Genomic DNA, 17610 nt, shown 5'->3' on the forward strand with positions numbered 1-17610 from the left:
ACAATGCAGCTGCCCCCCGCCGCCGGACCGCTGGCCAGCGCCCTGCTCGGCGATCCCGCCCGGTGCGTGTTCGCCTCGACCGACCTGGCCGAGACGCGCGCCGCGGTCGGGCGCGTGTTCAAGCCGCACCGGCTCGAGATACGCGGCACCCGCTTGCAGGCACGCATGCACCATGCGCCGCTTGGCGCGGTCTCGTTCAACCGCCTCGCCTACGGCGCCGACGTCACCATCGACCCCGGCCCGCTCGGCGACTTCCTGCTGGTGCAGATGCCGCTGCAAGGACAGGCCGAGATCCGCTGCGGCGACCAGCACATCGTTTCCACGCCCGACTGCGCTTCGGTGCTGACGCCCAGCGATGCGCTGGCCATGCGCTGGAGCGCCGACAACGACCAGCTGATCGTGCGCATCGAACGCAGTGCGCTGGAACGCGTCTGCGCCGCCCACCTGGGCCGGCGCCCCGAGCAGCCGCTGCGCTTCGCGCTCGGCATGGCCTGGCGCAGCGGCGCCTGGTACGAACTGATGCGCTATCTCGCGGCGATGCTGGAGACCGCGCCGGAGACCGCGCGCCATCCGCTGACCGCCTGCCAGCTGGAGCAGCTGGTGATCGGCACGCTGCTGACCTGGCAGCCGCACAGCCTGTCGGATGCATTGCGCGATCACGGCAAGCCGCTGGCACCGCGCCATGTGAAGGTGGTGGAGGAGTACATTCACGCGAACGCCGCGGCGGAGCTGACGCCCGCCTTGCTGGCCGAGGTCGCCGGCGTCAGCGTACGCAGCCTGTTTGCGGGCTTCCGCGAGCATCGTGGTACGGGGCCGATGGCCTACCTACGCACGGTGCGCCTCGAGCGCGTGCGGCACGACCTGCTGAACGAGGCGTCGGTGTCGTCAGTGAGCGGGGCCGCGCTGCGCTGGGGCTTTGCCCATCTGGGGCGCTTCAGCGCGGAGTACCGGCGCGCGTTCGGGGAGTGCCCCGCGCAGACGTTGCGGCGGCGCGGGGCGGGCTAGGCTGGTGATCGCTCAGTTCGTCGCGCAACTGTAGCTGGCAGCAAGACTGGCATCTCCCGACCCCGAGTACTTCGGGAATTTCGGGTACACGCACAGCGGCATGGTGCGCACCACGGTCTGCCGCGCGTCCATCTTCGAACTCTGCAGCTGTTCAGGGGCCACCGATTTCTCGACCCAGTCGATCATGGCCCCGAGATAGTCGACCTGATCCGGGCCGACGCCGCCTTGCACATGCCCGACACCCGGCTCGAGGTAGAAGCGTGCATTGGCCGCCCCGGCGCCCGCAAGCTGGGTCATCGCCATGAAATTGCGAACGTGGTCCCTGCCGCTGAGCAGCGAGCCGGCGCCGCCGTGCCAGGAAATCAGCTTGGTAGATGCCGGCGGCAACCGGATCGATTCGTCGCCCTCGCTCGCACGGTAGGGGAGCCATCGGGGGACAAGGCTGCTGCATGCAAGCCTTGAAAACAAAAACGGCGAACCGAGGTTCGCCGTATTGCTGCAGCAGGCCGCGGGCGCGGCCCGAAGCATGATTACACCTTGATCTCGACGTCCACGCCTGCCGGCAGGTCGAGCTTCATCAGCGCGTCAACCGTCTTGTCGGTCGGGTCGACGATGTCCATCAGGCGCTGGTGCGTGCGGATCTCGAACTGATCGCGGCTGGTCTTGTTGACGTGCGGCGAACGCAGGATGTCAAAGCGCTGGATGCGGGTCGGCAGGGGCACCGGGCCCTTGACGATTGCGCCGGTACGCTTGGCGGTATCCACGATCTCGGCGGCCGACTGGTCGATCAGGCGGTAGTCGAAAGCCTTCAGGCGGATACGGATCTTCTGGTTCTGCATGATATTTCCTTAAAAGAGCGATTGGGCAACGTGCCCGTTGAATGGGGACATGCCCGACAGGCATGTCCCAGGAAGTGCTTAGTCGAGGATCTTTGCCACGACGCCGGCGCCGACGGTACGGCCGCCTTCGCGGATTGCGAAGCGCAGGCCTTCTTCCATGGCGATCGGGGCGATCAGCTTGACGGTGATCGACACGTTGTCACCCGGCATGACCATTTCCTTGTCCTTCGGCAGCTCGATCGAGCCGGTCACGTCGGTCGTACGGAAGTAGAACTGCGGGCGGTAGTTGTTGAAGAACGGGGTGTGACGGCCGCCTTCGTCCTTCGACAGGATGTACACCTCGCCGGTGAAGTGGGTGTGCGGCTTGATCGAACCAGGCTTGCACAGCACCTGGCCGCGCTCGACGTCTTCACGCTTGGTGCCGCGCAGCAGCAGGCCAACGTTGTCGCCGGCTTGACCCTGGTCCAGCAGCTTGCGGAACATTTCCACGCCGGTGCAGGTGGTCTTCACCGTCGGCTTGATACCGACGATTTCGATTTCCTCACCGACCTTCACCACGCCGCGCTCGATACGGCCGGTCACCACGGTGCCGCGACCCGAGATCGAGAACACGTCTTCCACCGGCATCAGGAAGGTACCGTCAACGGCACGCTCCGGCGTCGGGATGTAGGTGTCCAGTGCGTCGGCCAGGTTCATGATGGCCACTTCGCCCAGCTCGCCCTTGTCGCCTTCCAGCGCCAGCTTGGCCGAACCCTTGATGATCGGGGTGTCGTCGCCGGGGAACTCGTACTTCGACAGCAGCTCGCGAACTTCCATCTCGACCAGTTCGAGCAGTTCAGCGTCGTCCACCATGTCGCACTTGTTCAGGAACACGATGATGTAAGGCACGCCAACCTGGCGGGCCAGCAGGATGTGCTCACGCGTTTGCGGCATCGGGCCGTCAGCGGCCGAGCACACCAGGATGGCGCCGTCCATCTGGGCGGCACCCGTGATCATGTTCTTCACATAGTCAGCGTGGCCCGGGCAGTCAACGTGCGCGTAGTGGCGGTTGGCCGTTTCGTATTCGACGTGGGCGGTATTGATGGTAATACCGCGTGCCTTTTCTTCCGGCGCTGCGTCGATTTCGTCGTACTTCTTGGCGGCACCGCCGAACTTCGCTGCCAGCACCGTGGCGATCGCTGCGGTCAGCGTGGTCTTGCCATGGTCAACGTGACCAATCGTACCAACGTTCACGTGCGGCTTGGTCCGCTCGAACTTTTCCTTTGCCATTTTTCAGCTCCTAATGGAATTCAGTGTGATTCGATTCATTACACCGCCACGCCGGATAAAGCGTGGCGGCAAAGCTTTTATTACTTGCCCTTGGCCGTCATCACGGCTTCGGCGATGTTCTTCGGTGCTTCAGCGTAGTGCTTGAATTCCATGGTGTACGTGGCACGGCCTTGCGTGGCCGAGCGCAGCGACGTCGAATAACCGAACATTTCCGACAGCGGGACTTCGGCCTTGATGATCTTGCCGCCGCCCACCATGTCGTCCATGCCCTGCACGATGCCGCGGCGGGACGACAGGTCGCCCATCACGGTACCCGTGTAGTCTTCCGGCGTTTCCACTTCCACGGCCATCATCGGCTCGAGCAGAACCGGGCTGGCCTTGCGCATGGCTTCCTTGAAAGCCATCGAGCCGGCCATGCGGAACGCGTTTTCGTTCGAGTCCACGTCGTGGTACGAACCGAACGTCAGCGTGACCTTCACGTCCACCACCGGGAAGCCAGCCAGGATACCGTTCGGCAGCGTGTCGACGATACCCTTCTCGACCGCCGGGATGTATTCGCGAGGAATCACACCGCCCTTGATGGCGTCGATGAACTCGAAGCCCTTGCCCGGCTCTTGCGGTTCCAGCGTGATCACGGCGTGACCGTACTGGCCGCGGCCGCCCGACTGCTTGACGAACTTGCCCTCGACGCCTTCGGCCGTCTTGCGAATGGTTTCGCGGTAGGCCACCTGCGGCGCGCCGATGTTGGCTTCCACGCCGAATTCGCGCTTCATGCGGTCGACCAGAATTTCGAGGTGGAGCTCGCCCATGCCCGAAATGATGGTCTGACCCGATTCTTCATCGGTACGCACGCGGAACGACGGATCTTCAGCGGCCAGGCGGTTCAGGGCGATGCCCATCTTTTCCTGGTCAGCCTTGGTCTTCGGCTCGACAGCCTGCGAGATCACCGGCTCCGGGAACACCATGCGCTCGAGCACGATCGGTGCAGCCGGATCGCACAGCGTGTCGCCCGTGGTGGCGTCCTTCAGGCCCACCGCAGCGGCAATGTCGCCGGCCAGCACTTCCTTGATTTCTTCGCGCTGGTTGGCATGCATCTGCAGAATACGGCCGAGGCGTTCCTTCTTGCTCTTGACCGGGTTGTACACGGTGTCGCCCGAATTGATCTTGCCCGAGTACACGCGGAAGAAGATCAGCTGACCAACGAACGGGTCGGTCATGATCTTGAACGCCAGTGCCGAGAACTTTTCGTTGTCGTCAGCCTTGCGCTCGAGCTTCTTCTCGCTGTCGTCCTCGTCCGTGCCCGTAACCGGCGGAATGTCGACCGGCGACGGCAGGAAGTCGATCACGGCGTCGAGCATGCGCTGCACGCCCTTGTTCTTGAACGCGGTGCCGCACAGCATCGGCTGGATTTCGCAGGCGATGGTACGGTCACGCAGCGCCTTGACGATCTCGGCGCGGGTCAGCTCTTCGCCGCCCAGGTACTTTTCCATCAGCTCTTCGCTGGCTTCGGCGGCGGACTCGACCATCTTCTCGCGCCATTCGTCAGCGGTGGCTTGCAGCTCGGCCGGGATGTCCTGGTATTCGAACTTCACGCCCTGGCTGGCTTCGTCCCAAACGATCGCCTTCATTTCCAGCAGATCGACGACGCCCTGGAAGCCGTCTTCAGCGCCGATCGGCACCACGACGGGCACCGGGTTGGCCTTCAGGCGGGTCTTCAGCTGGTCGTAGACCTTGAAGAAGTTCGCGCCGGTACGGTCCATCTTGTTGACGAACGCCAGACGCGGCACCTTGTACTTGTTGGCCTGACGCCACACGGTTTCGGACTGCGGCTGCACGCCACCCACTGCGCAGTAGACCATGCAGGCGCCATCCAGCACGCGCATGGAACGCTCCACCTCGATGGTGAAGTCCACGTGCCCCGGGGTGTCGATGATGTTGAAGCGGTGCTCGGGGTAGTTGCCGCCCATGCCCTTCCAGAAGGCGGTGGTCGCAGCAGACGTGATGGTGATGCCGCGCTCCTGCTCCTGCTCCATCCAGTCCATGGTGGCCGCGCCATCATGCACTTCACCGATCTTGTGGTTCACACCGGTGTAGAACAGGATGCGCTCGGTCGTGGTGGTTTTACCCGCGTCAATGTGAGCCGAGATACCGATATTGCGGTAGCGCTCAATGGGAGTCTTACGAGCCACTTTAATCCTCTATTCGTCCGTGAGGCGCCGGCATCTCATGGCCCGCGCCCCTAACACAAACGGGCGAGATGTGTAAAAACACAGCCCGCCCGGCAACCAACAAACGCTATCGCGCGCTTAGAAGCGGAAATGCGAGAACGCCTTGTTGGCTTCGGCCATGCGGTGCACTTCGTCACGCTTCTTCATTGCGCCGCCACGGCCTTCCGATGCTTCCAGCAGCTCACCTGCCAGGCGCAGCGCCATCGACTTCTCGCTGCGTTTCTTCGCGGCCTCGCGCAGCCAACGCATCGCCAATGCCAGACGACGCGACGGACGGACTTCGACCGGAACCTGATAGTTGGCGCCGCCCACGCGACGGCTCTTCACTTCCACCACCGGCTTCACGTTGTTGATGGCAACGGAGAACACTTCGATGGGGGCCTTGCCTGCCTTCTTTTCGATCTGGTCGAACGCGCCATAGACGATACGTTCGGCAACCGACTTCTTGCCGTCCAGCATCAGCACGTTCATAAACTTGGCAACTTCAACGTTACCGAACTTCGGATCAGGCAGAACATCCCGCTTGGGGACTTCACGACGACGTGGCATCTTCTTTCCTTTAGATTCAGTTGAGAGCGCGGTCAGTTGTTTCCGCTCTCCGGCCACCAACTAGCTTGCATGCAATAGACAGCAAATTCGCCGGGTGACCACTTACTCGACGGCACGGTTGCCAAAAAGGCGCTCCGTTGTACCGCCGCCTGGTGACAGCACCATGACTCGCGCCACAGGCTATCGTTTGTTGCTGCTTTGGGTCTTTCGGACCCGGGCACCCTAAGCTTAGGCCGCCTTCGGACGCTTCGCGCCGTACTTCGAACGGGCCTGCTTGCGGTCCTTCACGCCTTGCAGATCCAGCGAGCCACGGACGATGTGGTAACGCACACCCGGCAGATCCTTCACACGGCCGCCGCGGATCAGCACGACCGAGTGTTCCTGCAGGTTGTGGCCTTCACCGCCGATATACGAAATGACTTCGAAACCGTTGGTCAGGCGCACCTTGGCGACCTTACGCAGTGCCGAGTTCGGCTTCTTCGGCGTCGTGGTGTACACGCGGGTGCACACACCACGGCGCTGGGGGCAGTTCTCAAGCGCCGGGCTCTTGCTCTTGACGACTTCAGAGACGCGCGGCTTGCGAACCAGTTGGTTGATAGTTGGCATTGTTCAATCCAGCTTGGTTTTACGAAAAACGCCCCTCGCGCCGGCATGCGCCAGGATGGAGAGGCAACTACGGGTTTTTGGGCGGGAGAGATGAGCGGACGCGCTCTGGAGACGGGACTGTGCGGTAACAGCATGCCAAAGAGCGCGAGCCGGCACCCGGATCCCGCGTCTGCCGCCACCGGTCCATCAAAACCGGTCCGGAAGGCTTGCCAGCAGCGGCATGAAAGCCACTTATCCGACGGGCGAGCGAAATCCAAAGCCAAAAACTCGAATCTGGCATCCTAGCAGGGGAATCGTATACCGTCAAGCCGTATACCCGACTGACAAGCAGAGCCGGCTAGACCCCGCGCAGGGTGTCGAGGATGCCCTGCCCGTAGCGCTCCAGCTTGGATGCACCAATCCCCGGAATGCCTTGCATCGCCGACAGCGAATCCGGTGCCGTGCGCGCCAGTTCGGCCAGCGTGGCGTCATGGAAGATCACGTAGGCCGGTACGCCGTGCTCGCGCGCGGCTTCGGTACGCCAGCGGCGCAGCGCCTCCCAGTTCGCCAGCGTGTCGGCATCCATGTCCGCAGTATGGTCGGTGCGGGTGCCGCGCGCCGCGCGCTCGCCGGACTTGCCCGGCTTGGCGGCCTGGCGTCGCAGGATGATCTGCCGCTCGCCCTTGAGCACCTCGCGCGCGCGCTCGCCCAGCAGCAGCGCGCCGTGGCCGCCATGATCGATCATCAGCAAGCCCTGGGCGATCAGCTGGCGGAACACCGTGTGCCATTCGTGCACCGAACGATCCTTGCCGATGCCGAAGGTCGATACCTTGTCATGGCCCCACTGCTTGATCTTTTCCGAGGCATTGCCGCGCAGCACGTCGATCAGGTGAGTCGAGCCAAAGTGGACCCGGCTTGCCTGCGCGGTGCGGTACACGCAGGACAGCGCCATCTGTGCCTCGCGCGTGCCATCCCAGGTGGCCGGCGGCTCCAGGCAGGTGTCGCAGTTGCCACACGGCTCGCTGGCTTCATCGAAGTAGGCCAGGATGCGCTGGCGCCGGCAGCCGGCGGTTTCGCATAAACCCAGCAGCGCATCGAGCTTGGACGACGACACGCGCTTGAAGGCCTCGTCCGCCTCGGACTCGTCGATCATGCGCTTCTGCTGCACCACGTCGCCCAGGCCGTAGGCCATCCAGGCATTGGCGGGCATACCGTCGCGGCCGGCGCGGCCCGTCTCCTGGTAGTAGCCTTCCATGCTCTTGGGCAGGTCAAGGTGAGCGACGAAGCGGACGTCCGGCTTGTCGATCCCCATGCCGAAGGCAATGGTGGCCACCATCACCAACCCCTCTTCCTCGCGGAAACGTGCCTGGTGGCGCTGGCGCGTGCCGGGATCCATGCCGGCATGGTAGGGCAGCGCGTTGATGCCCTGCCCCTCCAGCCACGCCGCGGTGTCTTCCACCTTCTTGCGTGACAGGCAGTAGACGATGCCGCTGTCGTGGGTGCCGTCGGCGGCGGTGTGCTCGGCCTTGATAAAGGCCAGCAACTGCTGGCGCGCATTGTCCTTCTCGACGATGCGGTAGCGGATATTGGGCCGGTCGAAACTGGAGACGAAAACGCGGGCGTCATCGAGCGCCAGCCGCTCGATGATCTCGTTGCGCGTCAGCGCGTCGGCGGTGGCAGTCAGCGCAATGCGCGGCACGTACGGGAAGCGTTCGTGCAGCACCGACAGCTGGATGTACTCCGGCCGGAAATCATGGCCCCACTGCGATACGCAGTGGGCCTCGTCGATGGCGAACAGTCCGACGCGGGTGCGCTCGAGCAAGTCGAGGAAGCGCGGCGTCATGAGCCGCTCGGGTGCGACGTAGAGGATCTCCACCCTGCCGGCCAGCAGGTCGCGCTCGACGGCGGACGCTTCTGAGCCGGTCAGCGTCGAATTCAGCACCGCAGCGCGCACGCCGGCTTCGGTCAGCGCCGCGACCTGGTCCTGCATCAGCGCGATCAACGGCGATACCACGATGCCGACGCCCTGCCCTGAACGCTGGCGCAGCAACGCCGGAATCTGATAGCACAGCGACTTGCCGCCGCCGGTCGGCATCAGCACGAGGCTGTCGCCGCCTTCGGCAACATGGTCGATGATCTCGGCCTGGCGCCCGCGGAAGGCGTGGTAACCGAAGACATCCTTGAGGATCGCCAGTGCTTGCGACATGGACTGCGGGATTGCTGGAGCCGGAAAAGCCGTAACCTTACCACTAAGGAAGCCGGCCACCGCGCCTGGCGGGCAAACTCTCCGACGTTTCTCACGAAAGGTCACGCTACGCGCGTGCATAAAAAAAGCCCGGCTGATTCAGCCGGGCTTTTGACCGCCTTGCGGCGGGCAATCACTACTGCAAGATCAGGCGTTGTCGCCTTCACCTTCGGTCGTCGCCTGCACCACCGGCGCCGGCTCGATGAAGAGCGACTGCTCTTCTTCGGCGATCGCCTGGGCGCGTTCGCGCTCGGAGGCCTCGCGCGCCTTGCGGGCACGGTGGTAGGCCAGGCCGGTACCGGCCGGGATCAGACGGCCGACGATCACGTTTTCCTTCAGACCACGCAGGTCGTCGGTCTTGCCCATGATCGCGGCTTCGGTCAGCACGCGCGTGGTTTCCTGGAACGATGCCGCCGAGATGAAGCTGTCGGTCGACAGCGACGCCTTGGTAATACCCAGCAGCAGGTTCTCGTAGGTCGCCGGACGCTTGCCTTCGGCGATCACGCGGTCGTTCTCGTCGAGCAGTTCCGAGCGCTCCACCTGTTCACCCGGGATGAACTTGGTGTCGCCCACGTCGGCGATCTGCACACGACGCAGCATCTGGCGAACGATCACCTCGATGTGCTTGTCGTTGATCTTCACGCCCTGCAGACGGTACACGTCCTGCACTTCGTCCACGATGTAGTGCGCCAGCTCTTCGATGCCCTTCAGGCGCAGGATGTCGTGCGGGTCCGCCGGACCTTCCACGATCATTTCACCCTTGTTCACCACCTGGCCGTCGTGCACCAGCACCTGCTTTTCCTTCGCGATCAGGAACTCGTGGGCATTGCCGTCCAGGTCGGTAATGACCAGGCGCTGCTTGCCCTTGGTGTCCTTGCCGAACGAGGTCGTGCCGGTGACTTCCGCCAGCACGGCGGCATCCTTCGGCGAACGCGCTTCGAACAGCTCGGCCACACGCGGCAGACCACCGGTAATGTCTCGGGTCTTCTGCGATTCGGTCGGGATACGCGCGAGCACTTCACCCACGTGTACCTGCTGGCCGTCCTTCACGGTAATCAGCGCGCCGACCTGGAAGCCGATGGTCACGGAGTGGTCCGTGCCCGGGATCTTCACTTCCTGACCGTTGGCGTCGAGCAGCTTCACCTGCGGGCGGATGCCCTTGGTTGCAGCCGTGCGGCGCTTGGCGTCAATCACCACCAGGGTCGACAGGCCCGTCACTTCGTCCATCTGCTTGGCGACGGTCACGCCTTCTTCGACGTTCTCGAACTTGGTCGTACCGGTGTATTCCGAAACGATCGGGCGCGTCAGCGCATCCCACGTGGCCAGCTGCGTGCCAGCCTTGATGGCCTGGCCGTCCTGCACCAGCAGCGTGGCGCCGTACGGGATCTTGTGGCGCTCGCGCTCACGGCCGTGGTCGTCGGTGATCAGCGCCTCGCCCGAACGCGAGATGACGATCAGCTCGCCCTTCGCGTTGGTGACGTAACGCATGGTCGCCGTGAAACGCACGGTACCGGTTGCCTTGGCTTCCACGCTCGATGCCACTGCCGCACGCGATGCCGCACCACCGATGTGGAACGTACGCATGGTCAGCTGCGTGCCCGGCTCACCGATCGACTGGGCGGCAATCACGCCAACCGCTTCGCCGGAGTTCACCAGCACGCCGCGGCCCAGGTCGCGGCCATAGCACTTGCCGCACAGGCCGTAGCGCGTGTCGCACGACAGCGGGGTGCGGACCTTGACTTCGTCCACGCCGATGTTGTCGATCAGCTCGACCAGGTCTTCGTCCAGCAGCGTGCCGGATTCGATCGCGGTTTCCTGGGTTTCAGGGTTCACCACGTCGGCCACGGTAACGCGGCCGAGAATACGGTCGCGCAGGGCTTCGATCACTTCACCGCCTTCGACCAGGGCCTTCATGGCCACGCCGTTGGAGGTGCCGCAATCGTCTTCCACCACCACCAGATCCTGCGTCACGTCGACCAGACGACGGGTCAGGTAACCCGAGTTCGCGGTCTTCAGTGCCGTATCGGCCAGGCCCTTACGGGCGCCGTGGGTCGAGATGAAGTACTGCAGAACGTTCAGGCCTTCACGGAAGTTCGCCGTAATCGGCGTTTCAATGATCGAGCCGTCCGGCTTTGCCATCAGGCCACGCATACCGGCCAGCTGGCGGATCTGCGCGGCGGAACCCCGTGCGCCCGAGTCGGCCATCATGTAGATGGAGTTGAACGACTCTTGCTTCACGGTCTTGCCTTCGCGGTCGACCACGTCTTCGTGCTGGAGCTGCTCCATCATCGCCTTGCCCACCTGGTCGCCGGCGGCGCCCCAGATGTCCACGACGTTGTTGTAGCGTTCCTGGTCGGTCACCAGACCCGACATGTACTGCTTGTCGTATTCCTTCACCTTGGCCGAGGCCTCGGCGATGATCTTCTCCTTGGCGGGCGGCACCAGCATGTCGTCGATGGCGATCGAGATACCGGCGCGGGTTGCCAGGCGGAAGCCCGACTGCAGCAGCTTGTCGGCGAAGATCACGGTCTCGCGCAGGCCGCACTTGCGGAATGCCGTGTTGATCAGGCGCGAGATTTCCTTCTTCTTCAGCGGCTTGTTCAGCACCGAGAACGGCAGCCCCTTGGGCAGGATCTCGGACAGGATCGCGCGGCCGACCGTGGTGGCCTGCAGCGTGATCTTGGGTGCGAAACGGGCGTCGCCCTCGGCGTCCTTGTCGACCAGCTCATACTCGGTGATACGCACGTTCACGCGCGAAGCCAGTTCGACTTCCTTGTTCTCGTAGGCGCGGATCACTTCGCTGATGTCGGCAAAGGTCATGCCCTCGCCGCGGCCGTTGATCTTGTCGCGGGTCGTGTAGTACAGACCCAGCACCACGTCTTGCGACGGCACGATCGACGGGTCGCCGTTGGCCGGGAACAGCACGTTGTTGGAGGCCAGCATCAGCGTGCGGGCTTCCATCTGCGCTTCCAGCGACAGCGGGACGTGGACAGCCATCTGGTCGCCGTCGAAGTCGGCATTGAACGCCGCGCAGACCAGCGGGTGCAGCTGGATTGCCTTGCCTTCGATCAGCACCGGCTCGAACGCCTGGATACCCAGGCGGTGCAGCGTCGGCGCACGGTTCAGCATCACCGGGTGCTCGCGGATCACCTCTTCGAGGATGTCCCACACCACCGGGGTCTGGCTTTCCACTTCCTTCTTCGCCGCCTTGATGGTGGTGGCGATGCCCATCGTTTCCAGCTTGTGGAAGATGAACGGCTTGAACAGCTCGAGCGCCATCAGCTTGGGCAGGCCGCACTGGTGCAGCTTGAGCGTCGGGCCCACCACGATGACCGAACGGCCCGAGTAGTCGACGCGCTTGCCCAGCAGGTTCTGACGGAAACGGCCGCCCTTGCCCTTGATCATTTCGGCCAGGGACTTCAGCGGACGCTTGTTGGCGCCGGTCATCGCCTTGCCGCGACGGCCGTTGTCCAGCAGCGAGTCAACCGCTTCCTGCAGCATGCGCTTTTCGTTGCGCACGATGATTTCAGGCGCCTTCAGCTCCAGCAGGCGCTTGAGGCGGTTGTTACGGTTGATGACGCGGCGATACAGGTCGTTCAGGTCCGAGGTCGCGAAGCGGCCGCCGTCCAGCGGCACCAGCGGACGCAGCTCGGGCGGCAGCACCGGCAGCACTTCGAGGATCATCCACTCGGGCTTGATGCCCGAACGCTGGAAGGCCTCGAGCACCTTCAGGCGCTTGGCGAACTTCTTGATCTTGGCTTCGGAGCCGGTGGCCTGCAGCTCGGCGCGGATCTGTTCGATCTGCTTTTCGATGTCGATGCCGCGCAGCAGTTCACGGATGCCCTCGGCACCCATCATGGCGACGAACTCGCCCTCGCCGTACTCGTCGCACTTCGCCAGGTAGTCGTCTTCGGACATGATCTGGCTCTTCTTGAGCGGGGTCATGCCGGGTTCGATCACCACGAATGCTTCAAAGTACAGCACGCGCTCGATGTCGCGCAGCGTCATGTCCAGGACCATGCCCAGGCGCGACGGCAGTGACTTCAGGAACCAGATGTGCGCGGTCGGCGCGGCCAGTTCGATGTGGCCCATGCGCTCGCGGCGCACCTTGGCCAGCGTCACTTCAACGCCGCACTTCTCGCAGATCACGCCACGGTGCTTCAGGCGCTTGTACTTGCCGCACAGGCACTCGTAGTCCTTGATCGGGCCAAAGATCTTGGCGCAGAACAGGCCGTCGCGTTCCGGCTTGAAGGTACGGTAGTTGATCGTTTCCGGCTTCTTGACTTCGCCGAACGACCACGAACGGATCTTCTCGGGCGAGGCCAGACCGATCTTGATCGCGTCGAACTGCTCTTCCTGCTGTACCTGCTTAAAGAGATCGAGCAATGCTTTCATTGCAACTCCTTGTTTCGCCACCGCCCCGGAGTTGGTCCGGGTCGATGGCATTCATCCTGTGGGAAATCCTTCGCCTGTAGTGTCGACGGGGAACCGGCCGCAACCGGCTCCCCTCACCTGCCCGATCAGTAGCGATCGAGGTCGATGTCGATACCCAGCGAGCGGATTTCCTTCACCAGCACGTTGAACGATTCCGGCATGCCGGCATCGATCGAGTGCTCGCCCTTGACGATGTTCTCGTACACCTTGGTACGGCCGTTCACGTCATCGGACTTGACCGTCAGCATTTCCTGCAGCACGTACGACGCGCCGTAGGCTTCCAGTGCCCACACTTCCATTTCACCGAAACGCTGGCCACCGAACTGGGCTTTACCACCCAGCGGCTGCTGCGTCACCAGCGAGTACGGGCCGGTGGAACGCGCGTGCATCTTGTCGTCGACCAGGTGGTGCAGCTTCAGCATGTGCATCACACCCAGCGTGACCGGACGCTCGAACGCTTCGCCGGTGCGGCCGTCGAACAGCGTGACCTGCTGCTTGGAAGCCGTCAGGCCCTTCTCCTTCGCAATCTCTTCCGGATAGGCGAGGTCCAGCATGCGGCGGATTTCATCCTCATGCGCACCATCGAACACCGGCGTCGCGAACGGCACGCCCTTCTTCAGGTTCTCGGCCAGTTCCAGGACTTCCGAATCCGACAGGCTGTCGAGGTCCTCGACCTTGCCGCTCTCGTTGTAGATCTGCGTGAGCAGCTTGCGCACTTCGGCTGCCTTGGCTTGCGCCTTCAGCATGTTGCCGATGCGCTCGCCCAGACCGCGCGCGGCCCAGCCCAGGTGGGTCTCGAGAATCTGACCCACGTTCATCCGCGAAGGCACGCCCAGCGGATTCAGCACGATGTCGGCAGGCGTACCGTCGGCCATGTAGGGCATGTCTTCGATCGGGGTGATCTTGGACACGACACCCTTGTTGCCGTGACGGCCGGCCATCTTGTCGCCAGGCTGCAGGCGGCGCTTGACGGCCAGGTACACCTTGACCATCTTGATCACGCCCGGTGGCAGTTCGTCGCCCTGCGTGAGCTTCTTGCGCTTCTCTTCGAAGGCCAGGTCGAACTCGTGACGCTTCTGCTCGATGGCTTCCTTGACGGCTTCCAGCTGGGCAGCCAGTTCCTCGTCGGCCGGACGGATGTCGAACCAGTGGTACCTGTCGATGTCCGCCAGGTATTCCTTGGTGATCTTGGCACCCTTGGCCAGCTTCTTCGGACCGCCATTGACGGTCTTGTCGATGAGCAGGCGCTCCAGACGCTGGAACGCGTCGCCTTCCACGATACGCAGCTGGTCATTCAGGTCCAGGCGGTAGCGCTTCAGTTCGTCGTCGATGATCGACTGGGCACGCTTGTCGCGGGTCACGCCTTCGCGGGTGAAGACCTGGACGTCGATCACGATGCCGCTCATGCCCGACGGCACGCGCAGCGAGGTGTCCTTCACGTCCGAAGCCTTCTCGCCGAAGATCGCGCGCAGCAGCTTCTCTTCCGGGGTCAGCTGGGTCTCGCCCTTCGGCGTGACCTTGCCCACCAGCACGTCGCCGGCTTCGACTTCAGCGCCGATGTAGGTGATGCCCGACTCGTCCAGGCGCGCCAGCTGGGCTTCGGCCAGGTTCGAGATATCGCGCGTGATTTCTTCCGGTCCCAGCTTGGTGTCGCGGGCAACGACCGACAGTTCCTCGATGTGGATCGAGGTATAGCGGTCTTCGGCCACCACACGCTCCGAGATCAGGATCGAATCCTCGAAGTTGTAGCCGTTCCACGGCATGAACGCCACCAGCATGTTCTGGCCCAGGGCCAGTTCACCCAGGTCGGTCGAGGCGCCGTCGGCGATCACATCGTTGCGGGCAACGATATCGCCAACCTTGACCATCGGACGCTGGTTGATGTTGGTGTTCTGGTTCGAGCGCGTGTATTTGATCAGGTTGTAGATGTCCACGCCGACTTCACCGGCCACGGCTTCGTCGTCGTTCACGCGGATCACGATACGCATCGCGTCGACGTAGTCGACCACGCCGCCACGCATGGCCTGCACGGCCGTACCCGAGTCGACCGCAACGGTGCGCTCGATGCCGGTGCCAACCAGCGGCTTGTCCGGACGCAGGCAAGGCACGGCCTGGCGCTGCATGTTGGCGCCCATCAGTGCACGGTTCGCGTCATCGTGTTCCAGGAACGGCACCAGCGAGGCAGCGGCCGACACGATCTGCGACGGCGCCACGTCGATGTACTGCACGCGGTCCGGCGTCACCATGCGGGTTTCCCGCTCGGAGCCTTCACGCGCCGACACCAGTTCGTCGGTCAGGTTGCCCTCGGCATCGACCGTCGCGTTGGCCTGCGCCACCACGTACTTGCCTTCCTCGATCGCGGACAAGTAGTCGACCTGGTCGGTCAGCTTGCTGTCGACCACCTTGCGGTACGGCGTTTCGAGGAAGCCGTATTCGTTCAGGCGCGCATACAGTGCCAGCGAGTTGATCAGGCCAATGTTCGGACCTTCCGGCGTTTCGATCGGGCACACGCGGCCATAGTGGGTCGGGTGCACGTCACGGACTTCAAAGCCGGCGCGCTCGCGCGTCAGGCCGCCCGGGCCCAGTGCGGAGACACGGCGCTTGTGCGTGATCTCGGACAGCGGGTTGGTCTGGTCCATGAACTGCGACAGCTGCGACGAACCGAAGAACTCGCGGATCGCCGACGAGATCGGCTTCGAGTTGATCAGGTCGTGCGGCATCAGGTTCTCGGTCTCGGCCTGGCCCAGACGTTCCTTGACGGCACGCTCCACGCGCGACAGGCCGGCGCGGAACTGGTTTTCGGCCAGTTCGCCGACGCAACGCACGCGACGGTTGCCCAGGTGATCGATGTCATCGACCTCGCCCTTGCCATTGCGCAGGTTGACCAGGATCTTGATGGTCTCGAGGATGTCCTCGTCCTGCAGCACCATGGCGCCTTCGCCGGTGGGGCGGCCCAGGCGGCTGTTGACCTTCATGCGGCCAACGCGCGACAGGTCGTACGACTCTTCGCTGTAGAACAGGCGCTGGAACAGCGCTTCCACGGCTTCCTCGGTCGGCGGCTCGCCCGGGCGCATCATGCGGTAGATCGCGATACGCGCAGCGGTCTGGTCGGCGGTCTCGTCCACGCGCAGGGTCTGCGACATGTACGGGCCCTGGTCCAGGTCGTTGGTGTACAGGGTCTGGATCTGCTTGACGCCGGCTTCGCGCAGGTTTTCCAGCAGCGTTTCGGTCAGCTCGTCGTTGGCGTTGGCAATCACCTCGCCGGTATCCGGGTCGATGATGTTCTTGGCCAGCACGCGGCCCAGCAGGTAGTCTTCCGGCACGCTGATCAGCTTGGTGCCGGCCGAATCCAGGTCGCGGATGTGCTTGGCGTTGATCCGCTTGTCCTTCTCGACCACCACGCGGCCGTTCTTGTCGGCGATGTCGAAGCGCGCGACTTCACCGCGCAGGCGCTCGGGCACGAACTCCAGCTGCGCGCCTTCGGCCTGCAGCGTGAAGTTGTCGAACACGAAGAAGTGCGCGAGGATCTGTTCCGGGGTCAGGCCGATCGACTTCAGCAGGATCGTCACCGGCATCTTGCGGCGGCGGTCGACGCGGAAGTACAGGATGTCCTTCGGGTCGAACTCGAAGTCCAGCCACGAACCGCGGTAGGGGATGATACGTGCCGAGAACAGCAGCTTGCCCGAGCTGTGGGTCTTGCCCTTGTCGTGCTCGAAGAACACGCCCGGCGAGCGGTGCAGCTGCGAGACGATGACACGCTCGGTGCCGTTGATGACGAACGAACCCGTGGAAGTCATCAGCGGGATTTCGCCCATGTAGACTTCCTGTTCCTTCACTTCCTTGACCTTGCCAGGATTCTCGCGATCGTTGATGATCAGGCGAACCTTGGCACGCAGCGCCGAGTGGAAGGTCAGGCCACGCTGTTGACATTCCTTGACGTCGAACGGCGGGTTGGACAGGTGATACGAGACGAACTCCATACGGGCAAGCCCGTTATGCGAGGAGATCGGGAAGATTGCGTTGAAAGCGGCCTGGAGGCCTTCGGTCTTGCGACGCGCGGTCGGCGTTTCCGCTTGCAAGAACTGAGTGTAGGATTCAATCTGGGTGGCAAGCAGGAATGGAACCTGATGTACCGTCGCGCGCTTCGCAAAGCTTTTGCGAATGCGCTTCTTTTCGGTGAAGCTGTACGCCATGGGATCTCCGAATCATCGCAGGGCTGGCTGGACCTGGCCGGACCTGAGGTGTTCAGCGACTGGGAGGGGATTTGGCGGTTGGCCGCTACCAACCTCTGGCTGACGGTGTCCGCACGCTGCGGGCGGTGTGGTCGTCGCATCAAGCGCAACGCCTGTACTCGCCCGGGGGACACCCGACCAAACTTGTCTTCTGCAGTCGGTTCAGAAGACAAACATCAGCAGCAACCACTTAGTGTGCCACTGATGTTTGGCCTCTGCTGAGA

The 17610-nt window shown here is 63.4% G+C and carries 11 protein-coding genes; 2 read left to right on the forward strand and 9 right to left on the reverse strand.

The genetic code is table 11. From position 1 onward, the window contains the following. Positions 1-3 precede the first annotated feature (3 nt). Complete coding sequence (locus RS901_RS04935; RefSeq protein WP_316151765.1) at positions 4-1005, forward strand: AraC family transcriptional regulator; 1002 nt, start codon at positions 4-6, stop codon at positions 1003-1005. A 12-nt stretch (positions 1006-1017) separates the two neighbouring features. On the opposite strand, the gene RS901_RS04940 is transcribed toward RS901_RS04935, so the two are convergent. The 9 genes from RS901_RS04940 to rpoB form a co-directional block, all read right to left on the reverse strand. Beyond that, positions 1018-1533: a tannase/feruloyl esterase family alpha/beta hydrolase gene (locus RS901_RS04940; protein ID WP_316151766.1), complete on the reverse strand. Its 516-nt coding sequence runs from the start codon at positions 1531-1533 to the stop codon at positions 1018-1020. 2 nt (positions 1534-1535) lie between these two features. Next, the gene (rpsJ, locus tag RS901_RS04945; protein WP_006160488.1) at positions 1536-1844 is read right to left on the reverse strand and encodes a 30S ribosomal protein S10; all 309 of its coding nucleotides are present in this window, start codon (positions 1842-1844) and stop codon (positions 1536-1538) included. A 78-nt stretch (positions 1845-1922) separates the two neighbouring features. After that, positions 1923-3113, reverse strand: a complete 1191-nt coding sequence (tuf, locus tag RS901_RS04950) for an elongation factor Tu (protein ID WP_010810470.1) — start codon at positions 3111-3113, stop codon at positions 1923-1925. Between the two features lie 80 nt (positions 3114-3193). Continuing rightward, positions 3194-5302, reverse strand: coding sequence for an elongation factor G (gene fusA, locus RS901_RS04955; RefSeq protein WP_029049804.1), 2109 nt, complete (start codon positions 5300-5302; stop codon positions 3194-3196). Between the two features lie 117 nt (positions 5303-5419). After that, positions 5420-5890, reverse strand: coding sequence for a 30S ribosomal protein S7 (gene rpsG, locus RS901_RS04960; RefSeq protein WP_010810459.1), 471 nt, complete (start codon positions 5888-5890; stop codon positions 5420-5422). Between the two features lie 228 nt (positions 5891-6118). After that, positions 6119-6496, reverse strand: a complete 378-nt coding sequence (gene rpsL / locus RS901_RS04965; protein WP_010810460.1) for a 30S ribosomal protein S12 — start codon at positions 6494-6496, stop codon at positions 6119-6121. Between the two features lie 337 nt (positions 6497-6833). After that, positions 6834-8681: a DNA helicase RecQ gene (gene recQ, locus RS901_RS04970; RefSeq protein ID WP_316151770.1), complete on the reverse strand. Its 1848-nt coding sequence runs from the start codon at positions 8679-8681 to the stop codon at positions 6834-6836. 186 nt (positions 8682-8867) lie between these two features. Further along, positions 8868-13115, reverse strand: a complete 4248-nt coding sequence (gene rpoC, locus RS901_RS04975; RefSeq protein WP_316151771.1) for a DNA-directed RNA polymerase subunit beta' — start codon at positions 13113-13115, stop codon at positions 8868-8870. A gap of 125 nt (positions 13116-13240) precedes the next feature. Further along, complete coding sequence (gene rpoB / locus RS901_RS04980; RefSeq protein ID WP_013958260.1) at positions 13241-17347, reverse strand: DNA-directed RNA polymerase subunit beta; 4107 nt, start codon at positions 17345-17347, stop codon at positions 13241-13243. On the opposite strand from rpoB, the gene RS901_RS04985 reads away from it, so the two are divergent. Continuing rightward, entirely contained in the window at positions 17228-17608 is a 381-nt protein-coding gene (locus RS901_RS04985; protein ID WP_162166395.1) for a hypothetical protein, read from the forward strand. The two genes, rpoB and RS901_RS04985, sit on opposite strands and share 120 nt — an antisense overlap. The last annotated feature ends 2 nt before the right edge of the window (positions 17609-17610 follow it).

Source organism: Cupriavidus sp. BIC8F, assembly GCF_032465815.1.
Classification (GTDB): domain Bacteria; phylum Pseudomonadota; class Gammaproteobacteria; order Burkholderiales; family Burkholderiaceae; genus Cupriavidus; species Cupriavidus necator.

Coding starts and splice junctions, on each gene's coding strand:
- RS901_RS04935 (WP_316151765.1), top strand. CDS start 4: ATGCAGCTGCCCCCCGCCGCCGGACCGCTGGCCAGCGCCCTGCTCGGC.
- RS901_RS04940 (WP_316151766.1), bottom strand. CDS start 1,533: ATGCTTCGGGCCGCGCCCGCGGCCTGCTGCAGCAATACGGCGAACCTC.
- rpsJ (WP_006160488.1), bottom strand. CDS start 1,844: ATGCAGAACCAGAAGATCCGTATCCGCCTGAAGGCTTTCGACTACCGC.
- tuf (WP_010810470.1), bottom strand. CDS start 3,113: ATGGCAAAGGAAAAGTTCGAGCGGACCAAGCCGCACGTGAACGTTGGT.
- rpsG (WP_010810459.1), bottom strand. CDS start 5,890: ATGCCACGTCGTCGTGAAGTCCCCAAGCGGGATGTTCTGCCTGATCCG.
- rpsL (WP_010810460.1), bottom strand. CDS start 6,496: ATGCCAACTATCAACCAACTGGTTCGCAAGCCGCGCGTCTCTGAAGTC.
- recQ (WP_316151770.1), bottom strand. CDS start 8,681: ATGTCGCAAGCACTGGCGATCCTCAAGGATGTCTTCGGTTACCACGCC.
- rpoC (WP_316151771.1), bottom strand. CDS start 13,115: ATGAAAGCATTGCTCGATCTCTTTAAGCAGGTACAGCAGGAAGAGCAG.
- rpoB (WP_013958260.1), bottom strand. CDS start 17,347: ATGGCGTACAGCTTCACCGAAAAGAAGCGCATTCGCAAAAGCTTTGCG.